Genomic DNA, 15640 nt, shown 5'->3' with positions numbered 1-15640 from the left:
GGCCCCGCGCGGTGTATCGGCGCGACGTCGAAACCGCGCCTGACCGCGCCTGAAACCCAAAGCCCAAAGGGACCGCAGATGCACGCCTATCGCAGCCAAACCTGTGCCGAGCTCAGCAAGGAGAACGTGGGCGAGACCGTCCGCCTGTCGGGCTGGGTCCATCGCATCCGCGACCACGGCGGCGTTCTGTTCATCGACCTGCGGGATCACTACGGGATGACGCAGCTGCTCTGCGACCCCGACAGCCCGGTTTTCGACGCAGTCGAAAAGCTGCGCGCGGAATACTGCATTCGCATCGATGGCAGCGTGAAGGCCCGTGACGAGAACCTGATCAACCCCAAGATCCCGACGGGCGAGATCGAGGTGTTCATCCGCGACATGGAGGTGCTGGGCCAGGTGCAGGGCGATCTGCCCCTGCAGGTGTTCGGCGATCAGGAATACCCCGAGGAAACGCGCCTGCGCTATCGGTATCTCGACCTGCGGCGCGAGGCGATGCAGCACAACATGACGCTGCGTTCGGACGTCGTGGCCAGCATCCGCCGCCGCATGTGGGATATCGGGTTCCGCGAATACCAGACGCCGATCATCACGGCCTCCAGCCCCGAGGGGGCGCGCGACTTCCTCGTGCCGTCGCGCCTGCATCCGGGCAAGTTCTATGCGCTGCCCCAGGCCCCACAGCAGTTCAAGCAGCTCTTGATGGTCTCGGGCTTTGACAAGTATTTCCAGATCGCGCCCTGTTTCCGCGACGAAGACCCGCGTGCCGACCGGTCGCCCACCGACTTCTACCAGCTCGACATGGAGATGTCCTTTGTCGAGCAGGAAGACGTGTTCGGCACGCTCGAGCCGGTTCTCAAGGGCCTGTTCGAGGAATTCGGCGGCGGCAAGAAGGTGGACCAGGACTGGCCCCGCATCCCCTATGCCGAGGCCGCGTTGAAATACGGCACCGACAAGCCCGACCTGCGCAACCCGATCGAGATGCAGATCGTGAGCGAGCATTTCGCGGGCTCGGGCTTTGCCATCTTCGCCAGAATCCTCGAGCAGGACGGCACGCAGGTGCGCGCCATCCCCGCGCCGACGGGCGGGTCGCGCAAGTTCTGCGACCGGATGAATAGCTGGGCGCAGGGGCAGGGCCTGCCGGGTATGGGCTACATCTTCTGGCGCGAGGCCGAGGGCGCGCTGGAAGGGGCGGGGCCGCTGGCCAAGAATATCGGCCCCGAACGGACCGAGGTGATCCGCCAGCAACTGGGCCTTGGCGCGGGCGACGCGGCGTTTTTCCTGGCGGGCAAGCCGTCGGAATTCGAGGCCATCGCCGGCCGCGCGCGGACCGAGGTGGGCGAACAGCTGGGCCTGATCGATCAGGATCGCTACGCCTTTGCCTGGGTCGTCGATTTCCCGATGTACGAGGCCGACGAGGACACCGGCAAGATCGATTTCAGCCATAACCCGTTTTCCATGCCGCAAGGCGGGATCGCGGCGCTGGAGGGCGACCCGCTGGATGTCCTGGGCTACCAATATGATCTGGCCTGCAACGGCTACGAGATCGTGTCGGGCGCGATCCGAAACCACAAGCCCGAGATCATGTTCAAGGCCTTCGCCCTGGCCGGGTATGGCGAGGACGAGGTGCGCAAGCGCTTTGGCGGGATGGTCAACGCGTTCCAATACGGGGCCCCGCCGCACGGGGGCTGCGCGGCCGGCATCGACCGGATCGTGATGATCTTGGCGGACACCGCGAATATCCGCGAGGTCATCCTGTTCCCGATGAACCAACGGGCCGAGGATCTGATGATGAACGCCCCGTCCGAGCCGACGGCAGAGCAATTGATGGAACTGGGGCTGCGCGTCATTCCGCAGGAGTGAGTTTTCCACAGGCTGTGGAGGAACCGCAGAGATCGTGTGGTTTCTTTCGGGTTGGGGGCGGAAGTTCTCGGTCCTCGATTGAAGAACTGACAGCACGTGGCTCAGATCGCCATTGGCATGGCTTGCAGGCGCTGCGAAATGAGGGCCCGCAGCTTGGCCTGATCGCTGGCGTGCGTGCCGATCCCCTGGCTGCCCATGGCCAGGGCCTGCCCCTCCAGCGCGTCGTCATCGACCGACCTGGCGAGGCCGATCAGAAAGCGGCGCAGATAGCCGATCGGCGGACGTTCCAACGCCAGCAGATGCATTGCATGGGTCAGATCCTCGCGCAGGGCGAGGGCGTCGGGTTGGACGGCATTGGTTTCGACCTCGCGCGGGACGCTGGGGTGAAACTCGGGCGGCAGATGCCGCAGCAATTCGGCCTGAAAGGCGGCGAGGGAGTCGAGCGGTTTGGGCAGGAACCCGTCCGCCCCGGCGGCGCGGGCCTGTTGCGCGGCCGCCTCCCGTTCCGAGCCCGACGTGCCGATGATGATGGGCACGCGCGGTGTTATCGTGGCCATCAGGCCGATCAGGTCGAGCCCCGACCCGTCGGGCAGGCCCAGATCGACGATGGCCACCGTGGGGCGATAGACGTTGAGGTGCCGTTTGGCCGATGCGATGCAATCCGCGCGCCTGAGCCGCGCGCCCGAGCGCTGGCACATCAGGCGCAACGCCTCTGACGAAAACACGCTATCTTCGACCGCCAGAACCGTCAGGCCCAAAAGGGGCCGGTCGGCGGATGGGCGCGGGTGATAGGTCAGGTCGGTTAACGCGTCGTCCATGGGTGTCCCCCGAAACTGAGCTGCGAATCACGTGAAGCAGGTGTCAGTTCACAACGGTCGGGTTGAAAAGCCGTTAAGGCCACACGCGAGGGGGAGCGTCACCGCCCGCGTCCCTTCGCCCCTTGGCAAAGCGGGGTATGGGGGGCCATATCTGCGCCAGCCGCCAGAAAAAAGGGAGTGACCCAATGATCGGACGCCTGAACCATGTCGCCATCGCCGTGCCCGACCTCGAGGCCGCAAGCGCGCAGTATCGCGACACGCTGGGGGCCACGGTCGGCGCCCCGCAGGACGAACCCGATCACGGTGTCACCGTCGTGTTCATCGAATTGCCGAACACGAAGATCGAGCTGCTGTATCCGCTGGGTGAGGACTCGCCCATCAAGGGCTTTCTCGACAAGAACCCCTCGGGCGGCATTCACCACGTCTGCTACGAGGTCGATGACATCCTGGCCGCGCGCGACAAGCTCAAGGAAAACGGCGCCCGCGTCCTTGGCAGCGGCGAGCCGAAGATCGGCGCGCATGGCAAGCCCGTCCTGTTCCTGCATCCCAAGGATTTCAACGGCACGCTGGTCGAGCTGGAGCAGGTGTGATGAATGTCGTCACGGGGATCGTGCTCTATGCGATCATCTGGTTCCTGACGTTGTTGATCGTTTTGCAGACGGGCATCACCAGTCAGGACGAGGCCGGCGAGCGGGTGCGGGGCACGCATGGGTCCGCCCCCGCCGATCCGCAACTGGGGCGGCGGTTCCTGATCACCAGCATTGCCGCCTTCTGCGTCTGGGCCGTTGTGGCGGGCATCATCCTGTCGGGGGCGGTCACGATCGCCGATTTCGACATGTTCACGCGCTTCGGGCTGGGATCGACCCCGAATTGAGCCGATGAAAAAGATGCGTGAAGGTCGCCGCGCCCAGGATCGGGACGAGGATGTTCACGACCGGGATCGTCAGCGGCACCGTCATCAACACCCCGGCGGCGAAGATCGTGGGCCGGTGGCGGCGGCGAAAGGCGGCCGCGCCGGCGGCATCCAGACGGCGTAGCGCCACAAGCTGCGCGTATTCCCGGCCCAGAAGAATGCCGTTGACCACCCAGAACACGAACGGCGCCAGCGGGGCCACCAGCAGGTAGACCACCAGCGCCACGAGGTTGACGGCGATCAGCACCCCGAGGAATTTCAGGGCGTCGAGCAGTCCCTCGAGAATACCGACCGACCTGGCCTTGGGCAGGGACGGGTAGTGTCGTTTCTCGACCGCATCGGCGATGGTTTCCAGGAAAATGCCCATGAAGGCCGAAGCGACGGGCACCATCAGGAATATCGACAGCACCAGCATCAAGGGCACGCCGGCCCAGGTCAGGGCATTGTCCACCCAGGTGATCTCGCCGATCCAGGGCAGGCTGAAACTGTCGGGCAGCAGCCAGCCGATCAACAGGACGAAGCCCGCGTAAAACCCCGCCAGCAAGGCCAAGGTCAGGCCGATCCCGGCCATCAGAACGCCGAGGAAACGGCGATCGGTCAACTGGCCGAGCGCCTTGAGAAAACTGTCGAAAATCATTCGTCCATCCAACTGGTCACTGCGTCGAGATCAGGGCGCGGCCGGTCGGGCGGCACGCGCAACTCATTCCCGATATGGATGAAACCGGCCACGATTTCACCGGGGAAAAGGCCCAATCCCTGCGTCAGGAAGGCCGGGTCCGTCGCGCGCCAGCCGGTCAGCCAGCACGCCCCCCAACCCGAGGCGAGGGCTGCGTTGACCAGCGACAGGCAGACGGCGGCGGCGGACATCAACTGTTCGTCGCGGGGAATGCGGTCGGTCGGTCTGGGGCTGTAGACGACCGCCACGATCAGGCGGGCCTCGTTGAACCCGCTGATGTCCTTGGCCAGTTTTTCCGGACCAAGGCCGCGCGCGGCGCCGAGGCTTTCGGTCAGCGCAGCAAGCCGGGTGCAGGCCTTGGGCCCCAGAACGACAAAGCGCCATGGCTCGAGCTTGCCATGGTCGGGCACGCGGGACGCCGCGCTCAGCATGGCGCGCAGCTTGTCGCGATCGGGCGTTTCGGTTCCCAGCATCCGCGGCGGTCGCGACCGGCGCGTGCGCAGGAACGCCAGGGCCTCGGGGCGCGGGCGAAGGGGGGACGTGTCGTGATCGTTGGGCATGGTGTGCTGTCCTGAGGCGCGGTGTTCAGGCTCATGTCGGAGCAGGCCCCCATGAGGTCAAGGGCCGCAGGGCCCGGTGGCTTGCTCAGGGGCGATGGGGGCCGCTAGTCTGCCCCCACCGGAAAACGTCATCGTCGGAGTGGGCCGTGCGGGGGATTCGAGCCGCCTTTTGGGGGAGCATCGTCTTTGTGTTGGCCGGCTGCGGCATGTCGGGGACCGCACCGTCTGTCGGACGTCTGGCCGAAGCCGCGCTGCCGCTGACGACCGACGGGCCGGCTTTGGCCGATGCGCGCTTTGCCCTGCCCGATCCCGGCGCGCGCGAGGTGCGGCTGGACTTCGTGCCGCAATGGTCCGGGCCACGCCTTGTGCGCCTGCAATGCGAGGGGCGGGGCATGTTCATCGCCGGCGACCGGCAGGTGCCGCTGTCGGCCAACCGGGCCCGCGCGGCGCTGGTCACGGCGGATGCGCCCGCGGCCCTGCATTGGCGCCCCGAAACGGGCGCGTGCACCGTGCAGGTGGGCCATGCCGCGCCCATTCATCTGAGCCCGGAAACCGAGGTCGCCCCGCAGCTTTCGCGTCTGGCCCTGCGGGCCGATGACTGCCCGGCAGGTCCGGTCGCCGCGGGCGACCCGCTGGCCGCGCTGCTGCAGGCCGATCATGGCATGGTCGGCAGTTGCGTCTTGCCCGCGGGCGAAACGCGGCTGTTGCTGGACGGGATCGAGGCGTTGCAGGCGCGACTGGCGGCCTTGCTGGGATACACGGTGCCGCGGGCGGCCCTGTTGCAGGGCAATCCCGACATGGCGCTGGATTTCTCTCGCGCGCCCGATCTCGACCTGATCGCGATTTCGTCGCTGTTCCTGCGGGCCGATGTGCAAGGCAGCCTGATCGGGCGGGCGCTGGAGCATCATGCGCGGCAGGGGGCCGAGATCCGCATTGCCGTGAACGAGGCGCTGTCGCGCGGGCTCGACCGCGCGTTTCTGGACCGCTTGGCGGCGCGGTTTCCGCGCGTGCAGGTGCAGTATTTCACATGGCCGGCCCCGCGGCTGGGCGACACGACCGAAACGCTCCACCGGGTACATCATGCGAAGGTGTTCCTGACGCTCGGGGCGGATCCGGCGGCGTCGCGGGCCATCATCGGTGGGCGCAATCTGCACGATGGCTATTTCTACAATGAACCCTTTGATCTGTCGGCCTGGCCCGACCTGCAGGATTACACGGATCTCAACTGGTTTCGGGAACATTTCTTCGTCATTTTCGAGGATCTCGACGTGGAATTGCGCGACCCCGCGATGGTGCAGAGCATTGCGGCACAGACCCTCGCGTTCTGGCACCGCGACGCCCGAACGCTGGCGGAAATGGCGCCTGCCACGGTGGCCCCACCGCGCCCGCCACACGTGGGCGAGCCGATGATGCGCCATTTCATTTCGCGCCCCTGGGCCGATGGCGGTGCGCTCGAGCGGGCCTATGTCAACATGATCGACGCCGCGCGCGACGACATCCTGATTTTCTCGGAGTTCTTCTATCCGCCGCCGTCGATCGAGGCTGCGCTGGTCCGTGCCGCGGCGCGCGGCGTGCGGGTGCGCGTCGTCGTGATGCTGACCTCGCCCGAGATCAGCGAGCGGTTCGTGACCGCGCTGACAGGGGCCTCGGTGGCCCGGCACGCCGGCCGGTTCGAATTCTATGCCTATCAGGGGTCGGCACAGCTGATGCATGTGAAGATGCTGGTGATCGACCACCGGCTGTCAGTCACCGGCAGCGTCAATTTCAATCGCCGCACCTATTACCATGACACCGAAAACCTGCTGGTCGCGCTGGACCCGGGATTCGCCGCGCGGCTGGAACGACTGGCCGACGGGCTGATCGCGCAGGGCGAACCCCAGGCACCGGGCCAGCCGGTGCCATGGCTGGCCCCTGTGCTGCAAAGCTGGACCGCGATGTTCAACCGCCTCTAGCGCGCGGTGCTCAGGCCTTTTTCCTGGCGCGGGTCGTGGTCTTTTTCTTCTTGCCGCCCTTGGCCTGTTTCTCGGCGATCAGTTCGACGGCGCGTTCCATCGTGATGTCCTGCGGGTCGAGATCCTTGGGCAGGGTCGCATTGACCTTTTCCCATTTCACGTAAGGCCCGTAGCGCCCGTTCATCACGTTGACCGGCCCGCCCTCGGTCGGGTGGTCGCCCAACTCTTTCAGGGGGGCGGCGGTGGCCCCGCGCCCGCCGCGCTTGGCGGCTTTCTCGGCGATCAGTTCCACGGCGCGGTTCATGCCGACGGTGAATACCTCCTCCTCGTCGGGAAGGTTGGCGTAGATGCGCCCGTGCTTCACGTAAGGGCCGTAGCGGCCGAAATTCGCTTCGATCGGCTCGCCGTCATCGGGGTGCTGGCCCACGATCCGGGGCAGGTGCAGCAGGCGCAGGGCTTTTTCGATATCCATCACCTCGGGCGCCCACATCTTGGGCAACGAGGCGCGCGGCGGTTTCTTTTTTTCCTCCGTCACCTCGCCCAGCTGGACATACCAGCCGAACCGCCCATTGCGCAGATAGACAGGTTCCGAGCTGTCGGGATCGACGCCCAGCATCTTGTCATCCAGATCGGCGGTGCCGTCCTCGGCCTCGTCGCTGGGCGGGCCGAAGGGGCGGGTGTAGCGGCATTCGGGGTAGTTCGAGCAGCCGATGAACGCCCCGCCCGAGCGCGCAGTGCGCATCGACAGCCGGCCCGCCCCGCATTTGGGGCAAAGGCGTGGGTCGGACCCGTCGGGTTTCGGCGGGAACAGGTGCGGCTCCAGCACCTCGTTGATCTTTTCCAGAACGTCGGTGATGCGCAGTTCCGAGGTTTCGGCCACGGCGGCCGAGAAATCGCGCCAGAAGCGGTCCAGCACGTCCTGGTAATGCTGTTCGCCCGCGCTGACCTCGTCGAGCTCGGTTTCGAGCTTGGCGGTATAGTCGTATTCCAGGTAGCGGCGGAAATAGTTGACGAGGAAGGCGATCACCAGGCGACCCTTGTCCTCGGGGATAAGGCGGCCCTTGTCCTTGGTCACGTAGCCGCGCGCCTGAATCGTGTCGAGGATCGAGGCATAGGTCGAGGGACGCCCGATACCCAGCTCCTCCATGCGCTTGACGAGGCTGGCCTCGGTGTAGCGGGGGGGCGGCTGGGTGAAATGCTGCTGGCCCATAACGGCCCCGTCCTGCGACAGAAGCGCCGCGTCGGCGCGTTTCATGGCACCCTGCGCGCTGTCATCCTCGATCACCGCGTCGCCCTCGCCGGCGGCCTTGGCGAAATCGGTGGCCAGCGCGCCCTTGGCGGGTTTCAGCGTCTCGCCCTCGGCGATCTGCGGCAGGCGCTTGCCGTCCTCGTCCTCGGCGGCATCGTCGCGGCCTTCCTCGTAGACCTTGAGGAACCCGTCGAAGAGCACGACCTGACCCGTGGCGCGCAACTCGACCTGGGCGTCGTCGCTGGCGATGGTCACGGTTGTGCGCTCCATCCGGGCGGCTTCCATCTGGCTGGCGATGGTGCGCTTCCAGATCAGGTCATAGAGCTTGCGCTGATCTTCCTCGGACAGGCGGATATCCTCGGCCGATTTCGACATATCGGTCGGGCGGATGCATTCGTGGGCTTCCTGCGCGTTCTTGGCCTTGTTCTTGTAGATGCGCGGCTTTCCAGGGGTGTAGTCGGCGCCGAAGCGATCGGTGATTGCGGCGCGCGCGGCCTGCACGGCCTCGGGCGCCATGTCGATGCCGTCGGTCCGCATGTATGTGATGTGCCCCGCCTCGTAGAGGCGCTGTGCGGCGGCCATGGTCTGTTTCGCGCCGAAGCCGTATTTGCGGCTGGCCTCTTGCTGCAGGGTCGAGGTCATGAAGGGCGGCGCGGGATTGCGCGAGGTCGGCTTGGCTTCGACGCCCGCGACCGACAGGGCACGCGAGGCGACGGCCTGCACGGCCAGCCCGGCCTCGGCCTGGTTGGGCAGGTCATAGCGGTCGAGCTTCTTGCCGCCGAGGCTGACGAGGCGCGCCTCAAGGGTTTGGCCGCGGGGCGTGTCGAGGATGGCCTTGACCGACCAGTATTCGCGGGGGCGAAACGCCTCGATCTCCATCTCGCGCTCGACCACGAGGCGCAGGCAGACCGACTGCACCCGGCCCGCGGATTTCGCGCCGGGCAGCTTTCGCCACAGCACGGGCGACAGGGTGAACCCCACCAGGTAATCCAGTGCGCGGCGGGCGAGATAGGCCTCGACCAGTTCCATGTCGACATCGCGCGGCTCGGCCATGGCGCGGGTGACGGCATCCTTGGTGATGGCGTTGAAGGTGACGCGGCGCACCTTGCTGTCCTTTTTCAGCGCGCGGCGCTTTTGAAGGGCCTCCTGCAGGTGCCAGCTGATCGCCTCGCCCTCGCGGTCGGGGTCGGTGGCAAGGATCAGGTCGGGGTCGTCTTTCAGCGCGTCTGCGATGGCCTTGAGGTGTTTCTTGCTGTCGCTGGCGACCTCCCACTCCATCGCGAAGCCTTGGTCGGGGTCGACCGAGCCATCCTTGGACGGCAGGTCGCGGACATGCCCGTAGGAGGCCAGAACCGTGTAGTCGTCGCCGAGATATTTGTTGATTGTCTTGGCCTTGGCCGGGGATTCGACAACGACGACGGGCATGGAGGGCGTACCTTTGGCATGGGATCGCGAACAACGCAGCAGCCTCCCTCGGACGGGATGGCTGCTTGGCGGCGGAACATGTGGGGCCTGGGGGGCGGTTGTCAATGCGGCATCCGGGGTGCCGCACCTGCCGGGCGATGCTTTGACGCTTTCGCGCGGCTCAAGGGGTGCGGCTGACCATGCCACCGGCGGCGCGGGTGATGCGGCCGGCCATTTCGAGGATGGCGAGGGCCTGCGCCACTTCGCGCGGGGGGCGGCCCAGATCGCGGATCAGGTGATCCTCGGCCAGGGGCGAGGGGCCCAGCCGGTCGAGGATCAGCGCCTCGACCCCGCCGGACGCCACCGCCGGATCGGGGCGGGTTTCGCCCTGGGCTGCGCGTCGGGCCTGCTGGCGGGCGGCCATCTGTGTCGCGGTTGGCGCGGCACGCTCGACATCGGATGCAGGGGCGGGCTGCCCCAAAGCCTCGATCACATCCTCGGCAGAGCGGACCAGAAGGGCGCCATCGCGGATCAGGATATTCGTGCCCGAGGCCCGTGTGTCGAGCGGATGCCCCGGCACGGCCATGACCTCGCGCCCCTGGTCGAGCGCATAGCGCGCGGTGATCAACGACCCCGAGCGCGCCGCGGCCTCGACCACGATCACGGCGCGCGACAGGCCCGAGACGATCCGGTTGCGGCGCGGGAAATGCCGGGCCTGCGGGCTGAGGCCGAAGGGCATTTCCGACAGGCGGAGCCCCTGGCGTGCGATGTCATGGGCCAGGTCCGCGTTTTCGGGCGGGTAGAGGGCATCAAGCCCGCCGGCCTGCACGGCGATGGTGCCGGTGCCGAGGCTGGCGTGATGGGCCAGGGCATCGATGCCGCGGGCAAGGCCGGAGACGATGGTGAAACCGGCCGCCCCCACGATCGGCGGACAGTCGGCGTGCCATGCGCGCCCCGAGGGCCGAGGCATTGCGGGTACCCACCATGGCCAGCATTGGGCGCTGTGCCAGCGACAGGTCGCCAAGGGCCCAGAGGATGGGCGGGGCATCCGCGGCCTCGGCCAGGGCTGCAGGGTAGTCGCGATCGCCGAGGCAGAGCATGCGCGCGCCCTGGCGTTCGGCAGCGCGCATCTCGGCCAGGGCGACGGGTTCGGGGCAGGGCGCGTAATCCTCGACCCCGGCGGCGCGGGCCACCTCGGGCAAGGCCGCAAGGGCGGCTGTCGCCCCGCCATGTTCCGCCATCAGGCGAAGGTAGGTTGCGGGGCCCACCCGGCGCGAACGGATCAGGCGCAGCCGGGCCAGCCGGTCACCGGCGTCGCTGGCCGGAGGCGGGACAAAGGCCAGGGCGGCCTCGTGGAATGCGGAATCAGTCCAGGCTGTCATGCCCTGAGGCTAGGATGGGAGGGTTAACGGAACGTTACCTGCCCGACGGCCCGCTCTGCAGGCGCGCCATCCAGCGCAGCCCGGCCAGGTGAAACAGGGCCAGCAAGGGGCCGCATAGCACCGCGAAGAGGCTTTCGAACGGGCCGAGCAACACGGCGCCGATGGCAAGACCGCCGGCCATGGCCGGCAGCCATCCGCCCCATCCGCGCGCCAAGAGCGCATGCAGAATCAGCGCGCCGGGCAGGTGACCGGCCCAACTGAACATGACCGAAAAAGTCAGAACCATGCCCGCCGCGGCGATCGCGCCGCCGGTCGCCTGCGACACCGCTGAAATCGCCACGCCGACGATCCAGACGGCCAGACCCGCGAGGGCGGTTGCGACAAGCGCGATCAGGATGGCCAGCACATGTGTCCTGAGGCCGAGACCGGCCCTGAGGGCGGGGTCCGATCGCAAGGGGTCGCTCCAGTGCGGGGGCGGTGTGCCGGGCGGCGGCGTCATGGCGTCGGCACACTTGCGCTACGGACGGGCCGTGGCCGATCCGCCAACGGTCAGCCCCCCGATCATCAAGGTGGGTTGGCCCACGCCCACGGGCACCCATTGGCCCGCCTTGCCGCAATTGCCCATGCCGGGATCCAGCGCCATGTCGTTGCCGATGGCGCGTATGTTCTGCAGCGCCGTCGCGCCGTCGCCGATAAGGGTCGCACCCTTAACCGGCGCGCCGATCTTGCCATCGCGCACGCGGTAGGCCTCGGTGCAGGAGAACACGAATTTGCCGTTGGTGATGTCGACCTGGCCGCCGCCGAACCCCACGGCGTAGATGCCGTCCTTGAGGTCGGCCACGATATCGCCGGGATCGGCCTCGCCGCCCAGCATGTAGGTGTTCGTCATCCGCGTCATCGGGGCATGGGCATAGCTTTCGCGGCGCCCGTTGCCGGTGGCCTCGGCCTCCATCAGGCGGGCCGATTGCCGGTCCTGCATGTAGCCGACAAGGATGCCATCCTCGATCAGCGTTGTCTTGTGGGCCGGCGTACCCTCGTCATCCACGGTGATCGAGCCGCGGCGATCCGGGATCGTGCCGTCGTCCAGCACGGTGACGCCGGGCGCGGCGACGCGTTGTCCCATCAAGCCGGCAAAGGCCGATTGCTTCTTGCGGTTGAAGTCGCCCTCCAGCCCGTGGCCCACGGCTTCGTGCAGCAGGATGCCGGGCCAGCCGGGGCCGAGGACCACATCCATGATGCCGGCCGGGGCGGGCTCGGCGCGGAGATTGACGAGCGCGATGCGCAGCGCCTCGCGCGCGACACCTTCCCAACGGTCGCGGCTCAACAGGCCCGTGAGCCCGATTCGCCCGCCCCCGCCGGCACTGCCCGATTCGCGGCGGCCGTTTTCTTCGACGATGATCGAGACATTCAGCCGGACCATCGGGCGCACATCGGCCACCCGCAGCCCCTCGGGGCGCAGGATCTCGACCTCTTGCAACGAGGCGGCAAGGCTGGCCGACACCTGGACGACGCGCGGATCGAGATCGCGGGCGAAGGCGTCGATCCCGCGCAAAGTATCCAGTTTCACCCCGAATTCCGCCCCCGCCATCGGGTCGGCATCGGTATAGAGCCGCGCATTGGTGCCCTGGGGCGCCTCGGCCAAGGTGCCGCCGCCATCGCCCACGGCAAGGCGCGCGGTTTCGGCGGCACGGCGCAACGCGGCCTCGGAAATCTCGGTGGAATGGGCGTAGCCGGCCACCTCGCCCTTGACCGCGCGGAGGCCGAATCCCTCGCCGGCGTCGTAGCTGGCATTTCGGACGCGCCCATCGTCGAACACCAGAACCTCGGACCGCCTGCGTTCCAGAAAAAGTTCACCATCATCGGCCCCATCCGTGACTGCACGGAGGATCGAGAGAGCGACATTTTCGTCGATTTGGGTCTCGAAAGGACGGAAAGACGGGGGATTTTGCGGCATCTGAGGCTCCGGTGGGGTGTCAAAAATGATCTATGTCAAATTCTTGCAGGGTGAGACATTTTTGACCAATGTGTTGATACAACCTAAGGGATATGGTCGTGATAGCTCGGAACGCAATGGTATGCCGAAACGGAGGAGCCTCAAGGGACTGGGGCGGGAGAGGCGGCAACCGGGACAGAACAGGACAAAATGCATGGCACCTCGCAGGATGATTGGCGGCTTGGCCGCTGCAATCGGATCAACGTTCACGGCCGCCGCGGTCAGCGCCCAGACCGCCGGTCTGCGCGACGGGTTGGAGATCATTGGCGCACCGGAGCCGGGGGGCGTCAACATGCAGCCGGGGGTGACCAGTGTCGCGGCCGATATCCGCGCGCTCGACACGCTGTTGCTGGTTGTCGTGACGGCCATCGTGATCTTCGTCACGGCGCTGCTGATCTGGACGATGCTGCGCCATAACGCAAAGGCGAACCCGACCCCGTCGTCCTTTACCCACAACACCAAGATCGAAGTCGCCTGGACGGTGGTGCCGCTGCTTATCCTGATCGGGATCGGGTCCTTCTCGCTTCCGGTGCTGTTCCGCCAGCAGACCATCCCCGACGCGGATGTGGTGGTGAAGGCCGTCGGCTATCAGTGGTACTGGGGCTACGAGTATCCCGAGCATGGCATCAACTACCTGTCCATCATGCTCAACGAGAACGAGTTGGCCGAGCATGGTTACAGCCAGGACGAATTCCGGCTGGCCACGGACACGGCGATGGTGGTGCCCACCGGGCAGACGGTCGTCGTGCAGGTCACGGCCGCCGACGTGATCCACAGCTGGGCCGTGCCCGCCTTTGGCGTCAAGCAGGACGGCGTGCCGGGGCGTCTGGCCGAGCTGTGGTTCGAGGTCGAGCCGGGCCAGGAAGGCGTCTATTTCGGCCAGTGTTCGGAACTGTGCGGTGTCAACCACGCTTATATGCCCATTACGGTCTTTGCCGTGACGCCCGAGGAATACGACGCTTGGCTGACCGGCGACGCGCAGGAGTTCGCGTCGCTTGACGGGGTCCGCGCCCCGCAGGTGATCGAACTGGCTTCGGCCGAGTAACGCATCAGATCGGCGGTCCGTCCCCTCGGGCTGGGCCGCCCCACATTCGACCGGGAGGGTCCGGCGCGATGAGCGACGCAACCGTCAATACCCAAGGACAAACCGGCACGCCGGAGGCGCGATTCGGCGATTACGTGCTGCTGTTGAAGCCGCGCGTGATGTCGCTGGTTGTCTTTACGGCCTTGGCGGGGTTGCTTGTCGCGCCGGGTGGCCTGTCGCCCATGGTCGGCTTTGCCGCCATCCTGTTCATCGCGCTGGGTGGCGGGGCCTCGGGCGCGCTGAACATGTGGTACGATGCCGATATCGATCGCATCATGAAGCGCACCCGCGGCCGCCCCGTGCCCGCCGGCAAGGTGACCGGGGGCGAGGCCCTGACACTCGGCTTGTGGCTGAGCGCGCTGTCGGTGGCGATGCTGGGCCTGGCGACGAACTGGGTCGCCGCCGGGCTGCTGGCCTTCACGATCTTTTTCTACGCCGTCATCTATACGATGTGGCTGAAGCGGGCGACGCCGCAGAACATCGTGATCGGGGGGGCGGCGGGCGCCTTTCCCCCGATGATCGGTTGGGCGGCGGTCACCGGCGGTGTGTCCATCGAAGCGATCCTGATGTTCGGCTTGATCTTCATGTGGACCCCGCCGCATTTCTGGGCGTTGGCGCTGTTCATGAAATCCGACTACCACGAGGCCGAGGTGCCGATGCTGACCGTGACCCACGGGCGCAAGGAAACCCGCCGCCAGATCTGGATCTATTCCCTGCTGCTGGCGCCGGTGGCCATCGGCCTCGGGCTGACCTCGATCGGAGGGCCGATCTACCTGTCGGCGGCGATCGTGCTGAACCTGATCTTCGTGATCCGCGCCTTTGTTGTCTGGCGCCGGGACGAGGCCATGGCCGAGGCCGACAGCTATGCCGCGGAAAAGCGGCTGTTCAAATTCTCGCTGAGTTACCTGTTCCTGCATTTCGGCGCCCTGATGGCCGATGCGGCGCTGCGGGCGGCGGGCCTCTGGGGGGGATGACAGATGCCGATTACCGAAACCCATGAATTGCACAAGCGCCGGCTGGGCCGGAATGTCGGCGTGGCGCTCAGCCTTGTGGGCTTTGCCGCCATCGTCTTTGGTCTGACCATCGCCAAAATCCAGGAGGGTGCCTCGATGGAGGCGTTCGACCACCAGCCGCGCGTGTCGATCACGCCCTTGACGGAGGGGGGCGATCAATGAGCGCGCAGACCTCGCATCGCAAGACCGTGCTTGGCCTGCTGGGCGTGATCTCGGTCATGGCGACGCTGGCCTGGGCGGCGGTGCCGCTTTATGACTGGTTCTGCCGCGTGACGGGGTATGGCGGCACGACCAGTGTCGCGGAAACCGCAAGCGACCAGATCCTGGATCAGACGATCCGTGTGCGTTTCGATGCCAGCCGCGCGCGCGACATGCCGTGGGAGTTCCGGCCCATCGCGCCGCATATGGACGTGCGCATCGGCGAAACGGGACTGGCCTTTTACGAGGCCTACAACCCCACCGACCGCCCCATTGCGGGCACCGCCAGCTACAATGTCGCCCCGTTCGATGCGGGCAGCTATTTCGTCAAGATCGCGTGTTTCTGCTTTGAGATGCAGGTGCTGGAACCCGGCGAACGGGTGCAGATGCCAGTCACCTTTTACGTCGATCCCGAGATTGTGGACGACCCCGAAACCCGCGGCACGCCCGCGATTACCCTGTCCTACACGTTTCATGTGACGGACATCCCCGAGGATTACGCCGCGCTCGATGCCGGGACTGCATCGGCGGGCAACTGAGA

General features: G+C 66.7%; 14 protein-coding genes and 1 pseudogene. 8 read left to right on the top strand and 7 right to left on the bottom strand.

What is annotated here, in order from left to right:
• Nucleotides 1–78: 78 nt before the first annotated feature.
• Nucleotides 79–1857, top strand: a complete 1779-nt coding sequence (aspS, locus tag ROSELON_RS00360; RefSeq protein ID WP_025310486.1) for an aspartate--tRNA ligase — start codon at nt 79–81, stop codon at nt 1855–1857.
• Between the two features lie 101 nt (nt 1858–1958).
• Here aspS and ROSELON_RS00355 read toward each other — a convergent pair whose 3' ends face one another.
• Nucleotides 1959–2675 (bottom strand): response regulator, encoded by a 717-nt coding sequence (locus ROSELON_RS00355; RefSeq protein ID WP_025310485.1) that lies wholly within the window; start codon nt 2673–2675, stop codon nt 1959–1961.
• A 185-nt stretch (nt 2676–2860) separates the two neighbouring features.
• Here ROSELON_RS00355 and mce point away from each other — a divergent pair, with 185 nt between their 5' ends.
• Nucleotides 2861–3265, top strand: a complete 405-nt coding sequence (gene mce / locus ROSELON_RS00350) for a methylmalonyl-CoA epimerase (RefSeq protein ID WP_025310484.1) — start codon at nt 2861–2863, stop codon at nt 3263–3265.
• Nucleotides 3265–3549 (top strand): DUF1467 family protein, encoded by a 285-nt coding sequence (locus tag ROSELON_RS00345; RefSeq protein WP_025310483.1) that lies wholly within the window; start codon nt 3265–3267, stop codon nt 3547–3549. Before mce ends, ROSELON_RS00345 begins: the two co-directional genes overlap by 1 nt.
• Here the strand turns inward: ROSELON_RS00345 and ROSELON_RS00340 are convergent.
• Nucleotides 3515–4225 carry an EI24 domain-containing protein gene (locus tag ROSELON_RS00340; protein WP_025310482.1) on the bottom strand — a complete coding sequence of 237 codons (711 nt, stop codon included), beginning with the start codon at nt 4223–4225 and terminating at the stop codon, nt 3515–3517. The genes ROSELON_RS00345 and ROSELON_RS00340 overlap by 35 nt on opposite strands.
• On the bottom strand, nt 4222–4824 hold the full coding sequence (locus ROSELON_RS00335) for a nitroreductase family protein (RefSeq protein ID WP_025310481.1): 603 nt from the start codon (nt 4822–4824) through the stop codon (nt 4222–4224). Before ROSELON_RS00335 ends, ROSELON_RS00340 begins: the two co-directional genes overlap by 4 nt.
• 206 nt (nt 4825–5030) lie before the next feature.
• On the opposite strand from ROSELON_RS00335, the gene ROSELON_RS00330 reads away from it, so the two are divergent.
• The gene (locus ROSELON_RS00330) at nt 5031–6776 is read left to right on the top strand and encodes a phospholipase D-like domain-containing protein (protein ID WP_025310480.1); all 1746 of its coding nucleotides are present in this window, start codon (nt 5031–5033) and stop codon (nt 6774–6776) included.
• Nucleotides 6777–6786: 10 nt separating this feature from the next.
• Here ROSELON_RS00330 and topA read toward each other — a convergent pair whose 3' ends face one another.
• From topA to tldD, 4 genes and pseudogenes are all read right to left on the bottom strand, one after another.
• On the bottom strand, nt 6787–9450 hold the full coding sequence (topA, locus tag ROSELON_RS00325) for a type I DNA topoisomerase (protein ID WP_038649991.1): 2664 nt from the start codon (nt 9448–9450) through the stop codon (nt 6787–6789).
• Between the two features lie 160 nt (nt 9451–9610).
• Nucleotides 9611–10811 (bottom strand): annotated as a pseudogene (gene dprA / locus ROSELON_RS18915) (DNA-processing protein DprA).
• Between the two features lie 34 nt (nt 10812–10845).
• Nucleotides 10846–11265 (bottom strand): hypothetical protein, encoded by a 420-nt coding sequence (locus ROSELON_RS00315; protein WP_217520183.1) that lies wholly within the window; start codon nt 11263–11265, stop codon nt 10846–10848.
• A 63-nt stretch (nt 11266–11328) separates the two neighbouring features.
• Nucleotides 11329–12765: a metalloprotease TldD gene (gene tldD, locus ROSELON_RS00310; protein ID WP_025310478.1), complete on the bottom strand. Its 1437-nt coding sequence runs from the start codon at nt 12763–12765 to the stop codon at nt 11329–11331.
• 193 nt (nt 12766–12958) lie between these two features.
• Here tldD and coxB point away from each other — a divergent pair, with 193 nt between their 5' ends.
• The 4 genes from coxB to ROSELON_RS00290 all read left to right on the top strand — a co-directional run bounded on the left by coxB (nt 12959) and on the right by ROSELON_RS00290 (nt 15638).
• Nucleotides 12959–13849: a cytochrome c oxidase subunit II gene (gene coxB, locus ROSELON_RS00305; RefSeq protein WP_025310477.1), complete on the top strand. Its 891-nt coding sequence runs from the start codon at nt 12959–12961 to the stop codon at nt 13847–13849.
• Between the two features lie 68 nt (nt 13850–13917).
• A complete protein-coding gene (gene cyoE / locus ROSELON_RS00300) occupies nt 13918–14862 on the top strand; it encodes a heme o synthase (RefSeq protein WP_025310476.1) in 945 nt (314 codons plus the stop codon).
• A 3-nt stretch (nt 14863–14865) separates the two neighbouring features.
• Nucleotides 14866–15063: a hypothetical protein gene (locus tag ROSELON_RS00295; protein WP_025310475.1), complete on the top strand. Its 198-nt coding sequence runs from the start codon at nt 14866–14868 to the stop codon at nt 15061–15063.
• Nucleotides 15060–15638, top strand: a complete 579-nt coding sequence (locus ROSELON_RS00290; protein ID WP_025310474.1) for a cytochrome c oxidase assembly protein — start codon at nt 15060–15062, stop codon at nt 15636–15638. The genes ROSELON_RS00295 and ROSELON_RS00290 overlap by 4 nt, the downstream gene beginning before the upstream one ends.
• Nucleotides 15639–15640: the final 2 nt, after the last annotated feature.

The sequence above is a fragment of the Roseibacterium elongatum DSM 19469 genome (assembly GCF_000590925.1).
In the GTDB taxonomy this organism is placed as follows: Bacteria; Pseudomonadota; Alphaproteobacteria; order Rhodobacterales; family Rhodobacteraceae; genus Roseibacterium; species Roseibacterium elongatum.
This window is presented reverse-complemented; position numbering and strand designations above follow the sequence as displayed.

Coding starts and splice junctions, on each gene's coding strand:
- aspS (WP_025310486.1), top strand. CDS start 79: ATGCACGCCTATCGCAGCCAAACCTGTGCCGAGCTCAGCAAGGAGAAC.
- ROSELON_RS00355 (WP_025310485.1), bottom strand. CDS start 2,675: ATGGACGACGCGTTAACCGACCTGACCTATCACCCGCGCCCATCCGCC.
- mce (WP_025310484.1), top strand. CDS start 2,861: ATGATCGGACGCCTGAACCATGTCGCCATCGCCGTGCCCGACCTCGAG.
- ROSELON_RS00345 (WP_025310483.1), top strand. CDS start 3,265: ATGAATGTCGTCACGGGGATCGTGCTCTATGCGATCATCTGGTTCCTG.
- ROSELON_RS00340 (WP_025310482.1), bottom strand. CDS start 4,225: ATGATTTTCGACAGTTTTCTCAAGGCGCTCGGCCAGTTGACCGATCGC.
- ROSELON_RS00335 (WP_025310481.1), bottom strand. CDS start 4,824: ATGCCCAACGATCACGACACGTCCCCCCTTCGCCCGCGCCCCGAGGCC.
- ROSELON_RS00330 (WP_025310480.1), top strand. CDS start 5,031: ATGTCGGGGACCGCACCGTCTGTCGGACGTCTGGCCGAAGCCGCGCTG.
- topA (WP_038649991.1), bottom strand. CDS start 9,450: ATGCCCGTCGTCGTTGTCGAATCCCCGGCCAAGGCCAAGACAATCAAC.
- tldD (WP_025310478.1), bottom strand. CDS start 12,765: ATGCCGCAAAATCCCCCGTCTTTCCGTCCTTTCGAGACCCAAATCGAC.
- coxB (WP_025310477.1), top strand. CDS start 12,959: ATGGCACCTCGCAGGATGATTGGCGGCTTGGCCGCTGCAATCGGATCA.
- cyoE (WP_025310476.1), top strand. CDS start 13,918: ATGAGCGACGCAACCGTCAATACCCAAGGACAAACCGGCACGCCGGAG.
- ROSELON_RS00295 (WP_025310475.1), top strand. CDS start 14,866: ATGCCGATTACCGAAACCCATGAATTGCACAAGCGCCGGCTGGGCCGG.
- ROSELON_RS00290 (WP_025310474.1), top strand. CDS start 15,060: ATGAGCGCGCAGACCTCGCATCGCAAGACCGTGCTTGGCCTGCTGGGC.